Annotated in this window: 15 protein-coding genes and 3 tRNA genes; 3 read left to right on the top strand and 15 right to left on the bottom strand. The window is 68.9% G+C overall.

Annotated elements, in window-relative coordinates; translation table 11 throughout:
* Nucleotides 1–18 precede the first annotated feature (18 nt).
* The 7 genes from FHP08_RS16855 to FHP08_RS16825 form a co-directional block, all read right to left on the bottom strand.
* A tRNA-His gene (locus tag FHP08_RS16855) sits at nt 19–94 on the bottom strand.
* 9 nt (nt 95–103) lie between these two features.
* Nucleotides 104–180: transfer RNA gene (locus tag FHP08_RS16850), tRNA-Arg, on the bottom strand.
* Between the two features lie 67 nt (nt 181–247).
* Nucleotides 248–324, bottom strand: a tRNA-Pro gene (locus tag FHP08_RS16845).
* 61 nt (nt 325–385) lie between these two features.
* Complete coding sequence (glmM, locus tag FHP08_RS16840; protein WP_147705665.1) at nt 386–1,735, bottom strand: phosphoglucosamine mutase; 1,350 nt, start codon at nt 1,733–1,735, stop codon at nt 386–388.
* Between the two features lie 37 nt (nt 1,736–1,772).
* The gene (gene folP / locus FHP08_RS16835) at nt 1,773–2,624 is read right to left on the bottom strand and encodes a dihydropteroate synthase (protein ID WP_147705750.1); all 852 of its coding nucleotides are present in this window, start codon (nt 2,622–2,624) and stop codon (nt 1,773–1,775) included.
* A 72-nt stretch (nt 2,625–2,696) separates the two neighbouring features.
* Nucleotides 2,697–4,607, bottom strand: a complete 1,911-nt coding sequence (gene ftsH / locus FHP08_RS16830) for an ATP-dependent zinc metalloprotease FtsH (RefSeq protein WP_147705664.1) — start codon at nt 4,605–4,607, stop codon at nt 2,697–2,699.
* A gap of 238 nt (nt 4,608–4,845) precedes the next feature.
* On the bottom strand, nt 4,846–5,520 hold the full coding sequence (locus tag FHP08_RS16825) for an RlmE family RNA methyltransferase (RefSeq protein ID WP_147705663.1): 675 nt from the start codon (nt 5,518–5,520) through the stop codon (nt 4,846–4,848).
* Nucleotides 5,521–5,535: 15 nt separating this feature from the next.
* On the opposite strand from FHP08_RS16825, the gene FHP08_RS16820 reads away from it, so the two are divergent.
* Complete coding sequence (locus tag FHP08_RS16820) at nt 5,536–6,228, top strand: YhbY family RNA-binding protein (protein ID WP_147705662.1); 693 nt, start codon at nt 5,536–5,538, stop codon at nt 6,226–6,228.
* On the opposite strand, the gene greA is transcribed toward FHP08_RS16820, so the two are convergent.
* From greA to FHP08_RS16785, 7 genes are all read right to left on the bottom strand, one after another.
* Nucleotides 6,173–6,649, bottom strand: coding sequence for a transcription elongation factor GreA (gene greA / locus FHP08_RS16815; RefSeq protein WP_147705661.1), 477 nt, complete (start codon nt 6,647–6,649; stop codon nt 6,173–6,175). The genes FHP08_RS16820 and greA overlap by 56 nt on opposite strands.
* A gap of 147 nt (nt 6,650–6,796) precedes the next feature.
* Nucleotides 6,797–10,018 carry a carbamoyl-phosphate synthase large subunit gene (gene carB, locus FHP08_RS16810; protein WP_147705660.1) on the bottom strand — a complete coding sequence of 1,074 codons (3,222 nt, stop codon included), beginning with the start codon at nt 10,016–10,018 and terminating at the stop codon, nt 6,797–6,799.
* Nucleotides 10,019–10,057: 39 nt separating this feature from the next.
* On the bottom strand, nt 10,058–11,275 hold the full coding sequence (gene carA / locus FHP08_RS16805; protein WP_147705749.1) for a glutamine-hydrolyzing carbamoyl-phosphate synthase small subunit: 1,218 nt from the start codon (nt 11,273–11,275) through the stop codon (nt 10,058–10,060).
* 342 nt (nt 11,276–11,617) lie between these two features.
* Entirely contained in the window at nt 11,618–12,508 is an 891-nt protein-coding gene (locus tag FHP08_RS16800; RefSeq protein WP_222707923.1) for a hypothetical protein, read from the bottom strand.
* 543 nt (nt 12,509–13,051) lie between these two features.
* The gene (locus FHP08_RS16795) at nt 13,052–13,789 is read right to left on the bottom strand and encodes an ABC transporter permease (RefSeq protein ID WP_225879188.1); all 738 of its coding nucleotides are present in this window, start codon (nt 13,787–13,789) and stop codon (nt 13,052–13,054) included.
* 126 nt (nt 13,790–13,915) lie between these two features.
* Entirely contained in the window at nt 13,916–14,752 is an 837-nt protein-coding gene (locus FHP08_RS16790; RefSeq protein ID WP_147705658.1) for an ABC transporter ATP-binding protein, read from the bottom strand.
* Nucleotides 14,752–15,753, bottom strand: a complete 1,002-nt coding sequence (locus FHP08_RS16785; RefSeq protein WP_147705747.1) for an ABC transporter substrate-binding protein — start codon at nt 15,751–15,753, stop codon at nt 14,752–14,754. Before FHP08_RS16785 ends, FHP08_RS16790 begins: the two co-directional genes overlap by 1 nt.
* Before the next feature lie 228 nt (nt 15,754–15,981).
* On the opposite strand from FHP08_RS16785, the gene FHP08_RS16780 reads away from it, so the two are divergent.
* Nucleotides 15,982–16,263, top strand: a complete 282-nt coding sequence (locus tag FHP08_RS16780; protein WP_147705657.1) for a type II toxin-antitoxin system Phd/YefM family antitoxin — start codon at nt 15,982–15,984, stop codon at nt 16,261–16,263.
* A 15-nt stretch (nt 16,264–16,278) separates the two neighbouring features.
* A complete protein-coding gene (locus FHP08_RS16775; RefSeq protein WP_147705656.1) occupies nt 16,279–16,701 on the top strand; it encodes a type II toxin-antitoxin system VapC family toxin in 423 nt (140 codons plus the stop codon).
* A 28-nt stretch (nt 16,702–16,729) separates the two neighbouring features.
* Here FHP08_RS16775 and FHP08_RS16770 read toward each other — a convergent pair whose 3' ends face one another.
* Nucleotides 16,730–17,986 (bottom strand): CaiB/BaiF CoA transferase family protein, encoded by a 1,257-nt coding sequence (locus tag FHP08_RS16770; RefSeq protein WP_147705655.1) that lies wholly within the window; start codon nt 17,984–17,986, stop codon nt 16,730–16,732.
* Between the last annotated feature and the right edge of the window lie 11 nt (nt 17,987–17,997).

Here is a 17,997-nt window from a genome sequence, read left to right as displayed (position 1 = left end):
GTATCGACGGAAACTGGGTGGGGTGGCTGATGGGACTCGAACCCACGACAACCGGAATCACAATCCGGGACTCTACCAACTGAGCTACAGCCACCACTGAAACTGGCCTGCCCGACAGGATTCGAACCTGTGACCCTCGGCTTAGAAGGCCGATGCTCTATCCAACTGAGCTACGGGCAGCGGGGTCGGACCTTGTCGGGCCGGTTCCGGGTAATGCCGCTGGCATCGGCGCTGCCCGGGAACAACGTGGTCGGGGCGAGAGGATTCGAACCTCCGACATCTTGCTCCCAAAGCAAGCACTCTACCAGGCTGAGCTACGCCCCGGAGGACGCGAATTGTAGCGCAAAAACGAGCGGCCCGTTTTCGGTGCGCCGTGCGCGAGGCCTCAATGCGCCGCGGCAGGCCTGCCCACCGAATCGGCGAGCCGCTTCGCCATGCCCTGCGCGAGGCCTTCGTCGCGCGCCTCGACCATCACGCGCAGCAGCGGTTCGGTGCCGGAGGGGCGAATCAGGATCCGCCCGGCGCCGCCGAGCTCCGCCTCGACCTCGCGCTGCGCGCGCTGCAGGCCCTCGTGCGTCTGCCAGTCGAAGCCGCGCTCCACCCGCACGTTGATGAGCGTCTGCGGATAGAGCCTGAGCTCCGCGCACAACTCCGCCAGGCCGCGGCCTTCGCGCCGGATCGCGGCCAGCACCTGCAGCGCGCTGATCGTGCCGTCGCCGGTGCTGTGCCGGTCGAGGCACAGCAGGTGGCCCGAGCTCTCGCCCCCGAAGAGCCAGCCCCTCTCGCGCAGACGCTCGAGCACGTAGCGGTCGCCGACCTTGGCGCGCTCGAAGCCGATTCCCATCCGGCCGAAAGCCTGTTCCAGCGCGAGGTTGGACATCAGGGTGCCCACCGCGCCTTGCACCGGGCCGACCTTCATCCGGTCGCGCACGATCGCGTAGAGCAACTCGTCGCCGTTGTAGATCCTCCCGCCCGCGTCGACCATCAACAGGCGGTCTGCGTCGCCGTCGACCGCGATGCCGAGGTCGGCCTTCTGCTCCAGCACCTTGGCCCGCAGCGCCTCGGGCGCGGTGGCGCCGACGCCGTCGTTGATGTTGAAGCCGTTGGGCGAGGCGCCGATGGTCACCACCTCGGCGCCCAGCTCGTCGAAGACCAGCGGGGTGGTGTGATAGCCGGCGCCGTTCGCGCAGTCCACCACCAGTTTCATGCCGCGCAGGTCCAGGTGCGAGGGAAAGCTGCTCTTGCAGAACTCGATGTAGCGGCCGGCCGCGTCCTCGATCCGGCGCACGCGGCCCAGGCCGTCGGAGCGCACGCAAACGAAGGGCTCGTCGATCGCGGCCTCGATCTCGGACTCGACCTCGTCGGGCAGCTTGTCGCCGTCGGCCGAGAAGAACTTGATGCCGTTGTCGTCGTAGGGATTGTGCGAGGCACTGATGACCACGCCGGCCGACAGGCGCCAGGCGCGCGTGAGGTAGGCGATCGCCGGCGTGGGCAGCGGTCCGGTCAGCAGCACCTGCATGCCGGCCGAGGAAAACCCGGCCTCGAGCGCGGACTCGAGCATGTACCCCGAGATCCGCGTGTCCTTGCCGATCAGCACGGTGCGGCGCTGGCCATCGGCGCGCCGCGCGAGCACCCGCCCGGCCGCCTGGCCGAGCTTGAGCACGAAGTCGGGGGTGATCGGCGCGTCGCCTACGCGGCCGCGGATGCCGTCGGTGCCGAAATACTTGCGGGACATTTCGTGTTCTCTCCTGTTGCCTGCGCAGGCCGCGCGTTCAGCCGGCGCCTGCCTCCTCGATCGCCTGCCACACGCGCAGCGCGTCGCGGGTCTCGGGCACGTCGTGCACCCGCACGATCTTCGCGCCGCGCGCCAGCGCCGCCAGGGCAGCGGCCAGGCTGCCTGCCAGCCGGCCGTCGACCGGCCGCCCGGTCAGCGCGCCGATCAGCGACTTGCGCGACACGCCGATCAGCAGCGGCATGCCGAAGACCGCGAACTCGTCCAGCGCCTCGAGCAGTTGCAGATTGTGCTCGACGGTCTTGCCGAATCCGATGCCCGGATCGAGCACGATGCGCGTGGCGTCGACGCCGGCCGCCCCGAGCGCAACCACCCGCTCGTGCAGCCAGTCCTGCACCTCGGCGACCACGTCGCCGTAGGCCGGGGCCTGCTGCATGGTGCCCGGTTCGCCCTGCATGTGCATCACGCACAACCCGCAGTGGCTGGCCGCAACGGCCTCGACGGCGGCGGGCGTCGAAAAGCCGGCGATGTCGTTGATCATGTCGGCGCCGGCGGCGAGCACCTCGCGCATGACCTCGGGCTTGCGGGTGTCGATGGACAGGGGCACGCCGCAAGCCGAAAGCCCGGCGATGACCGGCAGCAGGCGACGGATCTCCTCGGCGGGCGTGACGGTCGCGGCCCCGGGACGCGTGGATTCGGCGCCCAGGTCCAGGATGTCGGCGCCTTGCGCCACCATGGCCAGCCCGGCGTCGATCGCCGCCCCGGGATCCAGGTGACGACCGCCATCCGAGAAGGAGTCGGGCGTGAGGTTGACGATCGCCATGAGCAAGGGCCGGTCGAGCGAAAGCTCGAATCGGCCACATTGCAGGACGGCTTGCTGCCGGCGCGGCATCGACGGAAGGGAGCCGGGACGCGAACTCACAGGCGATCGGGGCCGCCCCGGCTGGGGCGGCCCCGATCGCGTTCACTGTGCGGCGGGCTCCGCCGGCGGGGCCGACGGGGCGGCCGGCGCGGCCGGCGTCACCGGGGCATTGCCGGACCCACCGCTGCCGGAAGCGCTGCTGCGCTCCTTCGGCGGGCGCGGCGGACGGCCGGCCATGATGTCGTCGATCTGGTCGGCGTCGATGGTTTCCCACTCGAGCAGCGCCTTGGCCATCACCTCGACCTTGTCGCGATTGTCCTCGAGGATCTTGCGAGCGGCCGCGTACTGCTCGTCGATGATGCGGCGAATCTCGCTGTCGACCTTGCGCATGGTCTCTTCGGACATGTGCGTGGTCTTGGTGATCGAACGGCCCAGGAAGATCTCGCCTTCGTTCTCGGCGTAGACCATGGGACCGAGCAGGTCGCTCATGCCGTAGCGGGTGACCATGTCGCGCGCGATGGCCGTGGCGCGCTCGAAGTCGTTCGACGCGCCGGTGGTCATCTGGTTCATGAAGAGCTCTTCGGCGATCCGGCCGCCGAAGAGCACCGCGATGGTGCTGAGCATGCGCTCGCGGTCCATGCTGTAGCGGTCACCCTCGGGCAGTTGCATGGTCACGCCCAGCGCGCGGCCGCGCGGGATGATGGTGACCTTGTGCACCGGGTCGGTCTTGGGCACCACTCGCGCCACCACCGCGTGACCCGACTCGTGGTAGGCCGTGTTGCGGCGCTCGTCCTCGGGCATGACGATGGAGCGCCGCTCGGCGCCCATGATGATCTTGTCCTTGGCGCGCTCGAAGTCGATCATCTCGACCAGCCGGGCGTTTCGGCGCGCGGCGAACAGCGCCGCCTCGTTGACCAGATTGGCCAGGTCCGCGCCCGAGAAGCCCGGCGTGCCGCGCGCGATGACATCGGCGCGGACGTCCGAGCCCATGGGCACCTTGCGCATGTGCACGTTCAGGATCTGCTCGCGGCCGCGGATGTCGGGCAGCGGCACGACCACCTGGCGATCGAAGCGGCCCGGCCGCAGCAGCGCCGGATCGAGCACGTCGGGCCGGTTGGTGGCGGCGATGACGATGACGCCCTGACCGGTTTCGAAACCGTCCATTTCGACCAGAAGCTGGTTCAGCGTCTGCTCGCGCTCGTCGTTGCCGCCGCCCAGGCCGGCGCCGCGCTGGCGACCGACCGCGTCGATCTCGTCGATGAACAGGATGCAGGGCGCGTGCTTCTTGGCGTTCTCGAACATGTCGCGAACGCGCGCGGCGCCCACGCCGACGAACATCTCGACGAAGTCCGAACCCGAGATGCTGAAGAACGGCACCTTGGCCTCGCCGGCGATCGCCCTGGCCAGCAGGGTCTTGCCGGTGCCGGGCGAGCCCACCATCAGCACGCCGCGCGGAATGCGACCGCCGAGCTTCTGGAACTTGGACGGATCGCGCAGGAACTCGACCAGCTCCTGTACCTCTTCCTTGGCCTCGTCGCAGCCGGCCACGTCGGCGAAGGTGACGTTGTTGTTGCTCTCGTCGAGCATGCGGGCCTTGGACTTTCCGAACGAGAACGCGCCGCCTCGCCCGCCGCCCTGCATCTGTCGCATGAAGAAGACCCAGACGCCGATCAACAGCAGCATCGGGAACCACGACACGAAGATGTTGAGCAGCAGCGACTGCTCCTCTTCGGGGCGCACGTTGACCTGCACGCCGTACTTCATCAGGTCGCCGACCATCCAGATGTCGTTCGGCGCGTTGACGGTGATCGGGCGGCCGTCCTTGGAGCGCGCGCGCAGCGTCTTGCCGTCGACGACGACGCTGTCGATGCGCCCGTCGCGGGCTTCGGCCATGAACTGCGAATAAGGCATGTCGCCGCCGCGCGCCTGCCGTGTGTCGAACTGCTTGAACACGGTGAACAGCACCAGCGCGATGACCAGCCAGACCGCAGCCTTGGAGAACGCGTTGTTCACTAACCACTCCTTTTGGGGGCCCTGGGGCCCATCCTGTCGGGCCTCGAGCCCCTCGCGGGCCTTCCGGGCCCGCCACACGCTTCGCAGGCTTTCAGGCCCACTGACACGCTTCGATTCTACGCCGTTTGACCGGAGCGCCGGCCGGATCCCATGATGGGTCAGTGCCGCGCCCGTCGCCTTTCAGCGTCCTCCGGTCGATTCGGCGCCGGACACCGCCGCCGGCATGCCGGCCCGCGGCTCAGTCGCCCGCCACCGGTTCGATCGGCCCCGCCGCCTTGAGCCCCCGGCCCAGCAAGTAGGTCTCCGCGGACTTGTCGCGCGAGGCCTTGGGCTTGCGCGGCGACACTTTCACGAAGGTCTTCCTGAACAGCTCGACCGTCTGGCTGTAGCCGCTGCCGTGGAAACATTTGACCAGCAGCGCGCCTTCGGGCTTCAGGTGCGCCTTCGAGAAAGCCACCGCCAGCTCGATCAGGTCGGCCATCCGCGCGGCATCGGCCACCGCCACGCCGCTCAAGTTGGGGGCCATGTCCGAGACCACAAGGTCCGCCTTGCGCCCGCCGAGCACCGCCTCGAGTTCCGCGAGCACCGCGTCGTCCCGGAAATCGCCCTGGATGAACGCCACGCTCTCGATCGGCTCCATCGGCAGCAGATCCAGCGCGACGATCCGGCCGTCGATGCCGCCGCCGTCGCTGGCCGGCCGGGCCAGCCGCTCGCGCAGCACCTGGCTCCAGGCGCCGGGCGCCGAGCCCAGGTCGACCACGGTCATGCCCCGGCGCAGAAGCTTGTCCTGCTCGAGGATCTCGATCAGCTTGAAAGCCGCGCGCGAGCGATACTGATGCTTCTGCGCAAGCTTCACGTACGGATCGTTGATATGCTGCGCGAGCCAGGCGCGATCGACCTTGCGTTTCTTCATAAGACCACCGACATCATGACTACCGCCCCGACTTCCGCGCGCCGCGCGGCGCCCGAGCTCACCTCGGCCGAACGCAAGGCCCTGCGCGCCCTCGCCCACCACCTCGACCCCGTGGTCACCGTGGGCGACGCCGGGCTGACTCCGGCCGTGCTCGCCGAAACCGGCCGCGCGCTCACCGCCCACGGCCTGATCAAGATCCGCGTGCATGGCGATGACCGCGAGCGGCGCCTGGCGATCCTCGCCGAGATCTGTTCCACCCTGGGCTGCGCGCCGGTGCAGGCCATCGGCAAGCTGCTGGTGGTCTGGCGCGAGAAGCCGGAGACCGGCACCGGCGGCGATGCCGGCACCGCCCGCCGCCGCCCCGGGCGGCAGACCAAGAAGGCGGCCGGCGCCGGGCAGAAGGCTTCGGTCGCGCGGCGCGCCGCGGCAGGCAAGGCGGCTGCGCCGGCGAAGGCGGCGGCTGCGGCGGGCAAGACTTCTGCGGCCGGCAAGCCGGCGGCGCCTGCAAGGGCACCGGCGAAGGCGCCGTCACGGGCCCGTCCGGCTGGCGCCGCCACGGTGCCCGGGCGCAAGGCTCCCGCCAAGGCCAAGACCGCCGCCAAGGGTCGCGCGCCCGCGCGCGCCGGAGCCGGCCCGGCGGCCGCCAGCGGCCTCACTCGTAGCGCACGTCCAGGATCTGGTACTCGCGCACGCCGCCGGGCGCCCTGACCTCGGCCACGTCGTCCACGCCCTTGCCGATCAGCGCGCGCGCGATCGGGCTGGACACCGAGATCCGGCCGGTCTTGATGTCGGCCTCGTCCTCGCCGACGATCTGGTAAGTCACCGCGTCGCCCGACTCCAGGTCCTCGAGCTCGACGGTGGCGCCGAACACCACGCGGCCGTCGGCGTCGAGTTCGGCCGGGTCGATGACCTGCGCATTGGCGAGCTTCGACTCGATCTCGGCGATCCGGCCTTCCACGAAGGCCTGCCGTTCGCGCGCGGCGTCGTACTCGGCGTTCTCGGACAGGTCGCCCTGCGCGCGCGCTTCCGCGATCGCGTTGATCACCGCCGGCCGCTCGACCGACTTGAGCCTCTGCAGCTCGTCCTTCAGCAGCTCCGCGCCGCGGCGGGTGAGCGGAATGGTCGCCATGTGGAATCCCCTGAAAAGAATTCGGACCGCGGGCCCTCGCGGGTCCGCGGTCCGATCGAATGGAAACGATTGTAACGCCAAGCGGCGGCCGGGGCGCAAGGCCCCGCCCGCTGCACGGGAACGCGGCCTGCGGCGCCGGCCGCCCTCTCAGAGCGCCGCGTGCAGCTCCTGCAGCGAATACACCTCGAGCCGATCCAGGTGGCGCATGCCTTCCACCGCGGCGCGGGCGCCGGCGATCGTGGTGTAGTAGGTCACACGCTGGGCCAGCGCAGTGGTCCGGATCGAGCGCGAGTCGTGGATCGCACCGCGCTTCTCGTCCACCGAGTTGATCACCAGCGAGATCTCGCCGTTCTTCAGGATGTCGACCACGTGGGGGCGGCCTTCCTGCACCTTGTTGACCGCGGTGACCGGCAGGCCGGCTTCGGCGATGGCCGCCGCGGTGCCCTTGGTGGCCACCAGCGCGAAACCCATCTCGTGCAGCGTGCGGGCGATCTGCACCGCCTTCGGCTTGTCGGCGTTCTTGACCGACACGAAAACCTTGCCCGATTCGGGCAGCTTGACCCCCGCGCCGAGCTGCGACTTCACGAAGGCCTCGCCGAAGGAGTGGCCCACGCCCATCACCTCGCCGGTGGATTTCATCTCCGGCCCCAGGATGGTGTCCACGCCCGGGAACTTCACGAAGGGGAAGACCGCCTCCTTGACCGAGAAGTACGTCGGCACCACCTCGTGCTCGACGCCCTGGTCGGCCAGGCTGCGGCCCGCCATGCAGCGCGCGGCGATCTTGGCCAGCTGCAGGCCGGTGGCCTTGGACACGTAGGGCACGGTGCGCGAGGCGCGCGGATTCACCTCGAGCACGTAGACGGTGCCGTCGCCGCCCGCCGGATCCTGCTGGATCGCGAACTGCACGTTCATCAGGCCGCAGACCTTCAGCGCCTTGGCCATCAGGCCGGTCTGGCGCTTGAGCTCGGCCACCACCGCCGGCGACAGCGAGTAAGGCGGCAGCGAGCAGGCCGAGTCGCCCGAGTGCACGCCGGCCTGCTCGATGTGCTCCATGACCCCGCCGATGAACACACGCTCGCCGTCGGACAGGCAGTCCACGTCGACTTCGATCGCGTCGTTCAGGAAGCGGTCGAGCAGCACCGGGCTCTCGTTCGAGACCTTGACCGCCTCGCGCATGTAGCGCTCGAGGTCCTTCTGCTCATGCACGATCTCCATCGCGCGGCCGCCCAGCACGTAGCTCGGGCGCACGACCAGCGGGTAGCCGATCTCGGCGGCCAGCTCGAGCGCCTGCGCCTCGGTGCGGGCGGTGCGGTTGGGCGGCTGCTTCAGTTTCAGTTGGTGGAGCAGCTTCTGGAAGCGCTCGCGGTCCTCGGCCACGTCGATCGACTCGGGCGAGGTGCCGATGATCGGCACACCGTTGGCTTCCAGCGCCAGCGCGAGCTTCAGCGGGGTCTGGCCGCCGTACTGCACGATGACTCCGACCGGCTTCTCGATGGCCACGATCTCGAGCACGTCTTCCAGCGTGAGCGGCTCGAAGTACAGGCGATCGGACGTGTCGTAGTCGGTCGAGACGGTCTCCGGGTTGCAGTTGACCATGATCGTCTCGAAGCCGTCGTCGCGCAGCGCGAAGGCCGCGTGCACGCAGCAGTAGTCGAACTCGATCCCCTGCCCGATCCGGTTCGGGCCGCCGCCCAGCACCATGATCTTCCTGCGGCCGGTGGGCTGCGACTCGTCCTCGTCCTCGTAGGTGGAGTACAGATAGGCGGTGTCGGTGGCGAACTCGGCCGCGCAGGTGTCGACCCGCTTGAACACCGGCCGCACGCCCAGCTCGTGGCGGCGCGCGCGCAGCGTGTCGGCATTGGTGTCGAGCAGCATGGCCAGGCGCCGGTCGGAGAAGCCCTTGGCCTTGAGCCAGCGCAGCTCGTCCGCGGACAGCGCCTGCAGCGACCGGCCCTTCAGCCGCCGCTCGATGTCGACCAGCTCCTCGATCTGCGCGAGGAACCAGGGGTCGACGCCGGACTCTTCGTAGATTTCCTCCACGCTCATGCCCACGCGGAAGGCGTCGGCCAGGAACAGGATGCGCTCGGGGCCGGGCTCGCCCAGTTCGGTGGCGATCTCGTCGCGGTCGGTGCTGCGCTCGTCCAGGCCGTCGATGCCGGTCTCCAGGCCGCGCAGCGCCTTCTGGAAGCTCTCCTGGAAGGTGCGGCCGATGGCCATGACCTCGCCCACCGATTTCATCTGGGTGGTGAGCCGGGAATCGGCCAGCGGGAACTTCTCGAAGGCGAAACGCGGGATCTTGGTGACCACGTAGTCGATGGTCGGCTCGAACGAGGCCGGCGTGGCGCCGCCGGTGATCTCGTTCTTCAGCTCGTCGAGCGTGTAGCCGACCGCCAGCTTGGCCGCGATCTTGGCGATCGGGAAACCGGTCGCCTTCGAGGCCAGGGCCGACGAGCGCGAGACCCGCGGGTTCATCTCGATGACGATCATGCGGCCGTCGGTGGGGCTCACCGCGAACTGCACGTTGGAGCCGCCGGTCTCCACCCCGATCTCGCGCAGGATCGCGATCGAGGCATTGCGCATGATCTGGTATTCGCGGTCGGTCAGCGTCTGCGCCGGCGCCACGGTGATCGAGTCGCCGGTGTGCACGCCCATCGGGTCGAGGTTCTCGATCGAGCAGACGATGATGCAGTTGTCGGCGCGGTCGCGCACGACCTCCATCTCGTACTCTTTCCAGCCGATCAGCGACTCCTCGATGAGGAGCTCGTTGGTGGGCGAGGCCTCGAGGCCCCGCTTGCAGATGGTCTCGAACTCCTCGCCGTTGTAGGCGATGCCGCCACCGGTGCCGCCCAGCGTGAAGCTGGGCCGGATGATGACCGGGAAGCCGATGTTCTTCTGCGCCGCCCAGGCCTCGTCGAGCGAGTGGGCGATGGCCGAGCGGGCCGAGCCCAGCCCGATCCTGGTCATCGCCTCCTTGAACTTCTGGCGGTCCTCGGCCTTGTCGATGGCCTCGGGCGAGGCGCCGATCAGCTCCACGCCGTACTTCTTCAGCACGCCGTTCTTGTGCAGGTCGAGCGCGCAATTCAGCGCGGTCTGGCCGCCCATGGTGGGCAGGATCGCATCGGGCTTTTCCTTCTCGATGATCCGCTCGACGACCTGCCAGGTGATCGGCTCGATGTAGGTGACGTCGGCCGTTTCCGGATCGGTCATGATCGTGGCCGGATTGCTGTTGACCAGGATGACCTTGAAGCCCTCCTGGCGCAGCGCCTTGCAGGCCTGGGCGCCGGAGTAGTCGAACTCGCAGGCCTGGCCGATCACGATCGGGCCGGCGCCGATGATCAGGATGCTCTTGATGTCTGTACGCTTGGGCATGTTGCCTCGGTATTCGATGCTTTGGATGCGCCGCGCCGATCAGGCCCGCGCGCCGGCCGGCTGCGTGGCCGCGCCCTGCTTGCTGTCGCCCTGCTTGCCCTGCTCCATCAGCGCGATGAAGCGGTCGAACAGGTAGTGGATGTCCTGCGGGCCGGGGCTCGCCTCCGGGTGGCCCTGGAAGCAGAAGGCCGGCCGGTCGGTGCGCTCGAGGCCCTGGATCGAGCCGTCGAACAGCGACACGTGGGTCACCCGCAGGTTGGCCGGCATGCTCGAGGCATCGACCGCGAAGCCGTGGTTCTGGCTGGTGATGTGGACCTTGCCGGTGTCCAGGTCGCGCACCGGGTGGTTGGCGCCGTGGTGGCCGAACTTCATCTTCATCGTGCGCGCGCCCGAGGCCAGGCCCAGCAGCTGATGGCCCAGGCAGATGCCGAAGATCGGCAGCCCGCGGTCGACCAGTTCGCGGATCGCGGTCACCGCGTAGTCGCAAGGCTCCGGGTCGCCGGGACCGTTGGACAGGAAGATGCCGTCGGGCTGGTGGGCCAGCGCGTCGGCCGCAGAGGCCTGGGCCGGCAACACGATCAGCTCGCAGCCACGGTCGGACAGCAGGCGCAGGATGTTGCGCTTGACGCCGTAATCGAAGACCACGACCTTGAACTTGCGCGAGGACGGCGACACGAAGCCCGTGCCCAGCCGCCAGGAGCCCTCGGTCCAGGCGTAGGGCTCGGCGGTGGACACCACCTTGGCCAGGTCCATGCCGGCCAGCCCGGGAAAGGCGCGGGCCGCGGCGATCGCGGCCTGTTCGTCGATGAGGTCGCCGGGGTTCGCAGCCGCGACCAGGCAGCCGTTCTGCGCGCCCTTGTCGCGCAGCAGGCGGGTGAGCTTCCGGGTGTCGATGCCGGCGATGCCCGGCACGCCCTCGCCCTTCAGGTAGTCGGTCAGGCTGCCGTTGCTGCGCCAGTTGGACAGGCGGGCGGGGACGTCCTTCACGATCAGGCCGGCGGCCTGGATCTTCAACGACTCCAGGTCTTCGGCGTTCACGCCGTAGCTGCCGATGTGCGGGTAGGTCAGCGTGACCAGTTGCCGGCAGTAGCTCGGGTCGGTGAGGATCTCCTGGTAGCCGGTCATCGAGGTGTTGAAGACCACCTCGCCGACCGCCTGCACCGGCGCGCCGATCGAACGGCCGCGGAACACGGTGCCGTCGGCCAGGGCCAGCAGGGCGGGAGCGGACTCGGGGATGAGACCCGCGCCTGGGCTCAGGGCGGGGTCATTCTTTTGATCGGGTGACAACGGCAACTCCTGGGGCGGAATTCACCGGCGCACCCCTGACCGATTCTCCCGACGCGACGCGGGCCCGGGCGGGCCAGTCGGGTTGCCTCGCCGGGCAGCGCAAGGCCGCGGGCGGGCGGGATCGGAGGCAGGAATTCTGGGAAGGCAGGCGCTAACCGGTGGGCATTGGGTAAACCTTCGAATTATATCATTTCGCCCGGACTTTCATGCCGGCGCTGCCCGATCGATGCGCGGAAAGGCCCGTCTCGACAGGCCCTCCTTGCGGATCTCGCGCGTGGCCGCCCCGCCCCGCGGCCGGCCACGCGCTCCGAACTACGCCGCAACCTTCCTGAGACGCCGGGCGCCGAGAAGCGCAGTCAGGCCCGCGAGCATCAGCGGGATCGTCGGCGCCACGGGAACACCCTGCGGCGGACAGGCCGGCTGGCCCGGCTGCCCGCACTGGATGATCGTGCTCGCACCGCCCCCGATGATGTAGGAGCGCTGCTGACCGTCGAACGCAAGCGTCGTGAGTCCGCCGAAGTTACCGGTGAAGTGGCTATGGCAGGGTCCGGCGTTGGCGTCGACATCCGAGTTGCTGAGCCCGGGAAACGCTGCCTGTCCAGCAGCGGTCAAGGTGGCGCCGGAAGAATTGCAGCCGCTGACCTCGCTGATGCCAGGCAGCAATGCCGACAGCCAACCGTACGCGTCACCACCCGAGCCGTGCGCCATCAATCCCCCTCCAGCCGTAACGAAGGAGTTGATCGCCAACGCGTTGGCGGTCAGGGACGCGCCTTCGGACGAATCGAGATCGTTCGAGGCCCCGGTTCCCGCCAGCCACATCACGGTCGGCTTCACCGTACCGGCCGCGAGTGACGTGAAGAAACCATCGATCGAGGCACTGCCGTCGTAGTAGTTGACCGTCCATCCCGAGAGGGCGGCGGCATGGTGAACTGCCGCACCGGCGTCACTGCTGGATGCAGTGGAGTCGGCGGCGCCCAGCACCGCGATCTGGACCGTGCTGCCGGTGATCGTTGCCGTACCGAGAAGGTTCGCCAGCGCCCTCTGGATGTACAGCCAGCCTTCCTGAAGAGTGCCCCCGCTGATGGAGCCATGGTCGGTGAGGTCGTCGCCTCCGAGGATCACGGGCCCGGCGTGAGCCTGCGGTGCCAGACCCAACAGCGCCAGCGACATGGCCGCGCTCAGGATCCCCCTGCGTGCATTCATCATTTTCTTCTCCTCCGTTTTGAGCTGTTCCGACTGGTGGCTGCGTGCCGAAGCCGGTCATTGCCTGAAGCAAGATCGATACCATGAGCGCATAGAAACAAAGAGAACAGTGTTTCTTGTTTTTATTCAATTACTTATATACCCCCCCGATTTCAGGGGGTCTGAGAATTTCCGGAACTTTCCGGAACTGACTGTAAGCTTGGCCGACAGTCGCGCAGGCCTCCATGGGGTGCATCGAGGTAGCCGCGCCTTGGATGACGCTGCTTGCACGGACGATGACGAGGCCCTCGGTTCGCGCTCGGCGCCCGGCCAAGACCCGGCACGCCCTCACCTCTTCCAGGCGATCGGTCGAGACACCGAGCGCGCGGCCAGCGCCACGGCATCGAGACGCTTGCGTCGGAGGCATCACCCGGCCACAGCGTCGCCCCGACGCGAGCTCCCGCACCTCAGGAGCGATCGACAGACTCGGCGCCCGTCGGCCCGGCTGCCACCCGGACCTCCAGGGGCGCAAGATCACGTTGGCGATCCTCGACGCGCTCCGGGTCAGAGCTTCTCCGTCTCCCCGCTCTTCGGCTGCCACTTCATCAGCCGCTTTTCCACCACCCCCACCGCCCAGTCGAGCACCAGTGCGAAGGCGGTGAGCACCACGATCCCGGCCATCACCGTGTTCATGTCGAAGGTGCCTTCGGCCTGCAGGATCAGGTAGCCGACGCCCGCCGCCGAGCCCAGGTACTCGCCGACCACCGCGCCCACGAAGGCCAGGCCCACCGAGGTGTGCAGGCTGGAGAACACCCAGCTGGTGGCGCTGGGCAGGTAGACGTGGCGCAGCAGCTGGCGCTTGTTCGCACCCAGCATCCGCGCGCTGGCCAGGATGTTCGGGCTGACCTCGCGCACGCCCTGGTACACGTTGAAGAACACGATGAAGAAAACCAGCGTGAAGCCCAGCGCCACCTTCGACCACACCCCCAGGCCGAACCAGACCGAGAAGATCGGCGCCAGGATCACCCGTGGCATCGAGTTCATCGCCTTGATGTAGGGGTCGAGGATGGCCGCGGCGGTGGGCGACAGCGCGAGCCACATGCCCACGGCCAGCCCCGACACGGTGCCGATCACGAAGGCGGCCATGGTCTCGAACAGCGTGATCCACAGGTGCCGGTAGATCTCGCCGCTGACGAACCACTCGACCACGCGCCCGAAGACCTTCAGCGGCTCGCCGAAGAAGAAGGCCGCCTGGCTGGGATTGTCGAAATAGAAAGGCGGCAGCAGCGTCGGGCTGGTCATCACGTGCCAGAAACCGAGCACGGCGGCCAGCACCAGCACCTGCAACATCCGCAACTGGAAAGAGGAAATCTTCATCTGGGTAGACCGGGATTCATTCGATGACGGAGCGCCCGGCCGGGCCCCCGCTCATGCAACGCGCTTCTGCTGCGCGTAGCCCTTCAACACTTCCTCGCGCAGCACCGACCAGATCTGCTCGTGCAGCGCGATGAACTCGGGCTGGGTGCGGATCTCGGCCACGTCGCGCGGGCGCGGCAGATCCACGACGAACTCGCCGATCGGGTGCGAGGCGGGACCGGCCGACAGCACCACCACGCGGTCGCTCATCGCGATCGCCTCGTCGAGGTCGTGGGTGATGAACAGCACTGCCTTGCGACTGGCCGCCCACAGCTCGAGCACCTCGTTCTCCATCAGCTGGCGCGTCTGGATGTCCAGCGCCGAGAAGGGCTCGTCCATCAGGATGATGTCCGGGTCCAGGATCAGCGTCTGCGCGAGCGCCACCCGCTTGCGCATCCCGCCCGAGAGCTGGTGCGGATAGCGGTCGCCAAAGCCGCCCAGGCCCACGCGGCGCAGCCACTCTTCGCCCTGCTCGCGCGCCTGCGCATCCGGCACGCCCCGGAACTGCAGGCCGGCCATCACGTTGGCCAGCGCGCTGCGCCAGGGCATCAGCGCCTCGGCCTGGAACATGTAGCCGGCACGCGCGTTCACGCCCTTCAGCGGCTGGCCGAACACCTCGACCTTGCCGGTCGAGGGCTCGAGCAGGCCGGCGCCCACGTTGAGCAAGGTGGACTTGCCGCAACCGGTGGGGCCGACCACCGACACGAACTCGCCCGGCGCGATGCGCAGGTCGACGTCGCGGACCGCGGTGTAGCGCTGGCCCGGATCGTCGCGCGAGACGAAGGTGCAGGTGACGCCTTCGAGGGAGAGCGCGGCCGCGCCGGAAGACGGCGTGGAGGCCGTGGACATCACTTGACCCGCGCGAGCGCCTTGCGGACGAACTCGTTCGTGTAGGTCTTGGACAGGTCGATCTGCTTACCGGCGAGCTCCTTGTCGAAGGCCTGCAGCGTGCGCAGCGCGGTGCGCGCGCCGGCCTCGGGGATCAGGCCGTCGGGCGAGATCGCCTCGCGCACCTTGGTCCAGGCGGCCAGGTAGAGCGCGCGATCGCCCAGCAGGAAGGACTCGGGCACGGTTTTCACGATGTCCGACGGGCCGGCCTGCTGCAGCCACTTCAGCGCGCGCACCATGGCGGTGGCCAGCGCCTGCGCGGTGTTCGGATTGCCCTGCAGGAAGGCGCTGGGCGCGTACAGGCAGCCGGCCGGCATCGGTCCGCCGAAGACCGCCTCGGTGTCCTTCAGCGTGCGCGTGTCCGACACGATCTTGAGCAGGCCCTGGGCATCGAGCATCGAGATGACCGGGTCCAGGTTGGCGATCGCGTCGACCTGGCCCGACTGCACCGCCGAGATCGCGCCCTTGCCCGCGCCCACGCCGATGAAGGACACGTCGGTGGGCTTGAGCCCGCCCTTGGCCAGTACGAAGTTGGCCATCATGTTGGTCGACGAGCCCGGCGCGGTCACGCCGATCTTCTTGCCCTTCAGGTCGGCCAGCCCCTTGTAGTCGGGCATGGTCTTGGTGGACACGGCCAGCACGATCTGCGGGGCGCGGCCCTGCAACGCGAAGGCGGTGAACATCTGACCCTTGGACTGCAGGTTGATCGTGTGCTCGTAGGCGCCCGAGACCACGTCGGCCGAGCCGCCGACCACCGCGCGCAGCGCGGCCGAGCCGCCCGCGAAGTCGACGATCTCGACGTCCAGGCCCTCTTCCTTGAAGTAGCCGAGCTGTTCGGCGATCGTGAGCGGCAGGTAGTAGAAGAGGTTCTTGCCGCCGACGGCGATCGTGACCTTCTTCTTCTCGATGCCCTGGGCCAGCGCGGAAGCTGGCAGCGCGGCCGCGGCGGACACGGCGGTCATCGAGGTCAGGAAGGTCCGGCGCTGTTTCGTGTTGGTGTGCGGGGTCATGGTCCTGCTCCTCTCCTTGTGGCCGCCGATTATGGGTCTCAGCGGGTCGATTCGAACCTGGGCGGAAGATTAACCCATCCGATCGATGCATCCGGCTGCGGCTCATCCCAACGGCCGATTGACCGAACCGCAGCCCCTTCCTAAAATGACCATCCAGATAGTCATTTAATGGAGTCTGCGATGTCCGAGGTCTCGGTAGCCGACGCAAAGGCCCATCTGACCCGCCTGCTCCAGCAAGTCGAGACCGGCGAACCGGTGCAAATCACGCGGCGGGGCAAACCGGTAGCAGTGATTCTCTCGCAGGCCGACTACCAGCGGCTTGCGCACCCGCGGCGCAGCTTCGTCGAGTTCGTGAACGAGTGGCGCGCCGCGATGGCGGAACAGGATGCCGCTTTCGCAGATCCACAGGATTTCGAGGGGCTGCGCGACCAGGGCGAGCGCCCGGTGCCTGATCTCGGCTGACGGCCGGGCAACGCGATGCCGATCCGCTATCTGCTCGACACGAACGTGATCTCCGAGATGGCCGCGAAGGCGCCGGACGCCGGCGTGGCGCGCGCGCTCGCGCGGCACGAGGCCGACTGCGCCCTGCCCGCACCCGTTCTGGAGGAACTGCACTTCGGTGTTGCCCGCCTGGCGCCCGGGCGCAAGCGCGCGATGCTCGAGCGGTGGCTCGCGGCCCTGGCGGATCGGATCGAAGTGCTGCCCTACGACGCCGGCGCTGCGACCTGGCTGGGCCGCGAGCGGGCCCGTCTTTCCGGGCTCGGCAAGCCTGCGCCTCGCGCGGACGGCGAGATCGCCGCGATCGCGGTCACTCGGGGACTGACGCTGGTCACCCGCAACCTGGGAGACTTCGCCGGCTTCGAGGGCCTGTTCCTCGAGAACTGGCATACCGGCAAATGACCGGCCAGGCGCGCGAATCCCGTCGGGATCAGATGACCCCGTCCTCGCGCAGCGCCGCGATCCGCGCGGCGTCGTAGCCGAGCTCGGCCAGCACCGCGTCGGTGTGCTCGCCCAGCCGCGGCCCGGGCCAGCGGGTGGCGCCCGGCGTGTCCGAGAGCTTCGGCACCGCGGCCGGCATCGCCAGCGGCGTGCCGTCGGCGAGCGTGGCGCGCTCGATCATGCCGCGCGCCAGGTACTGCGGATCGGACACCATGTCGGCCGCGCTGTAGATCCGGCCGCTGGGCACGTCGGCGGCCTCCATCACCGCCAGGCCGTCGTCGAGCGAATGGGCCGAGGTCCAGGCCGCGATCGCGTCGTCGATCTCCTGCGCGCGCGCCGCGCGGCCGGCATTGTTGGCCAGTGCCGGGTCGTCGGCGAGGTCGTCGCGGCCGATCGCGCGCATCAGCCGCTTGAAGATCGAGTCGCCGTTGCCGCCGATCACGATGTGCCGGCCGTCCGCGGTCGGGTAGGTATTGGAGGGCACGATGCCGGTCAGGTTGGTGCCGGTGCGCTCGCGCACGATGCCATAGCGGTCGAACTCGGGCAGCGTGCTCTCCATCATGTTGAACACCGCCTCGTAGAGCGCCACGTCGACCACCTGCCCCTTGCCGGTCTCGCGGCGATGGTGCAGCGCCATCAGCGCGCCGATCACCGCGTGCAGAGCGGCCAGCGAGTCGCCGATCGACAGGTTCATCCGCACCGGCGGGCGATCCGGGAAGCCGGTCACGTAGCGCATGCCGCCCATCGACTCCGCGATCGCGCCGAAGCCGGGCCGGTCGCGATAGGGGCCGGTCTGGCCGTAGCCGGACAGGCACACCAGGATCAGGCCGGGGTTCGCGGCCGACAGCTGCTCGTAGCCCAGGCCCCACTTCTCGAGCGCGCCGGGGCGGAAATTCTCGACCACGATGTCGGCGCGCGCGGCCAGCTCGCGCACGATCTGCTGGCCGGCCTTCGCCTTCAGGTCCACGGTGACCGAGCGCTTGTTGCGCGCCTGCACGGACCACCACAGCGAGGTGCCGGAAGGATCGTCGGGGTGCAGCTTGCGCCACTTGCGCAAGGGATCGCCGCCCTCGGCGCCCTCACGGGCGGGCGGCTCGATCTTGATCACGTCGGCGCCGAAGTCGGCCATCATCCGGCCGGCGAAGGGGCCGGCGATCAGCTGGCCCAGTTCCAGCACGCGCAGGCCGGCCAGCGGGCCGGCGGCGGATGCCCCGGGTGTCGCGGGGTTCGCGCCCTTGTCGCTCATCGAAGCAATCT

This window comes from Zeimonas arvi (assembly GCF_008039575.1).
Lineage (GTDB): Bacteria > Pseudomonadota > Gammaproteobacteria > Burkholderiales > Burkholderiaceae_E > Zeimonas > Zeimonas arvi.
Note: the sequence above shows the minus strand (reverse complement) of the source record. Positions and strands in the feature narration are given on the sequence as shown.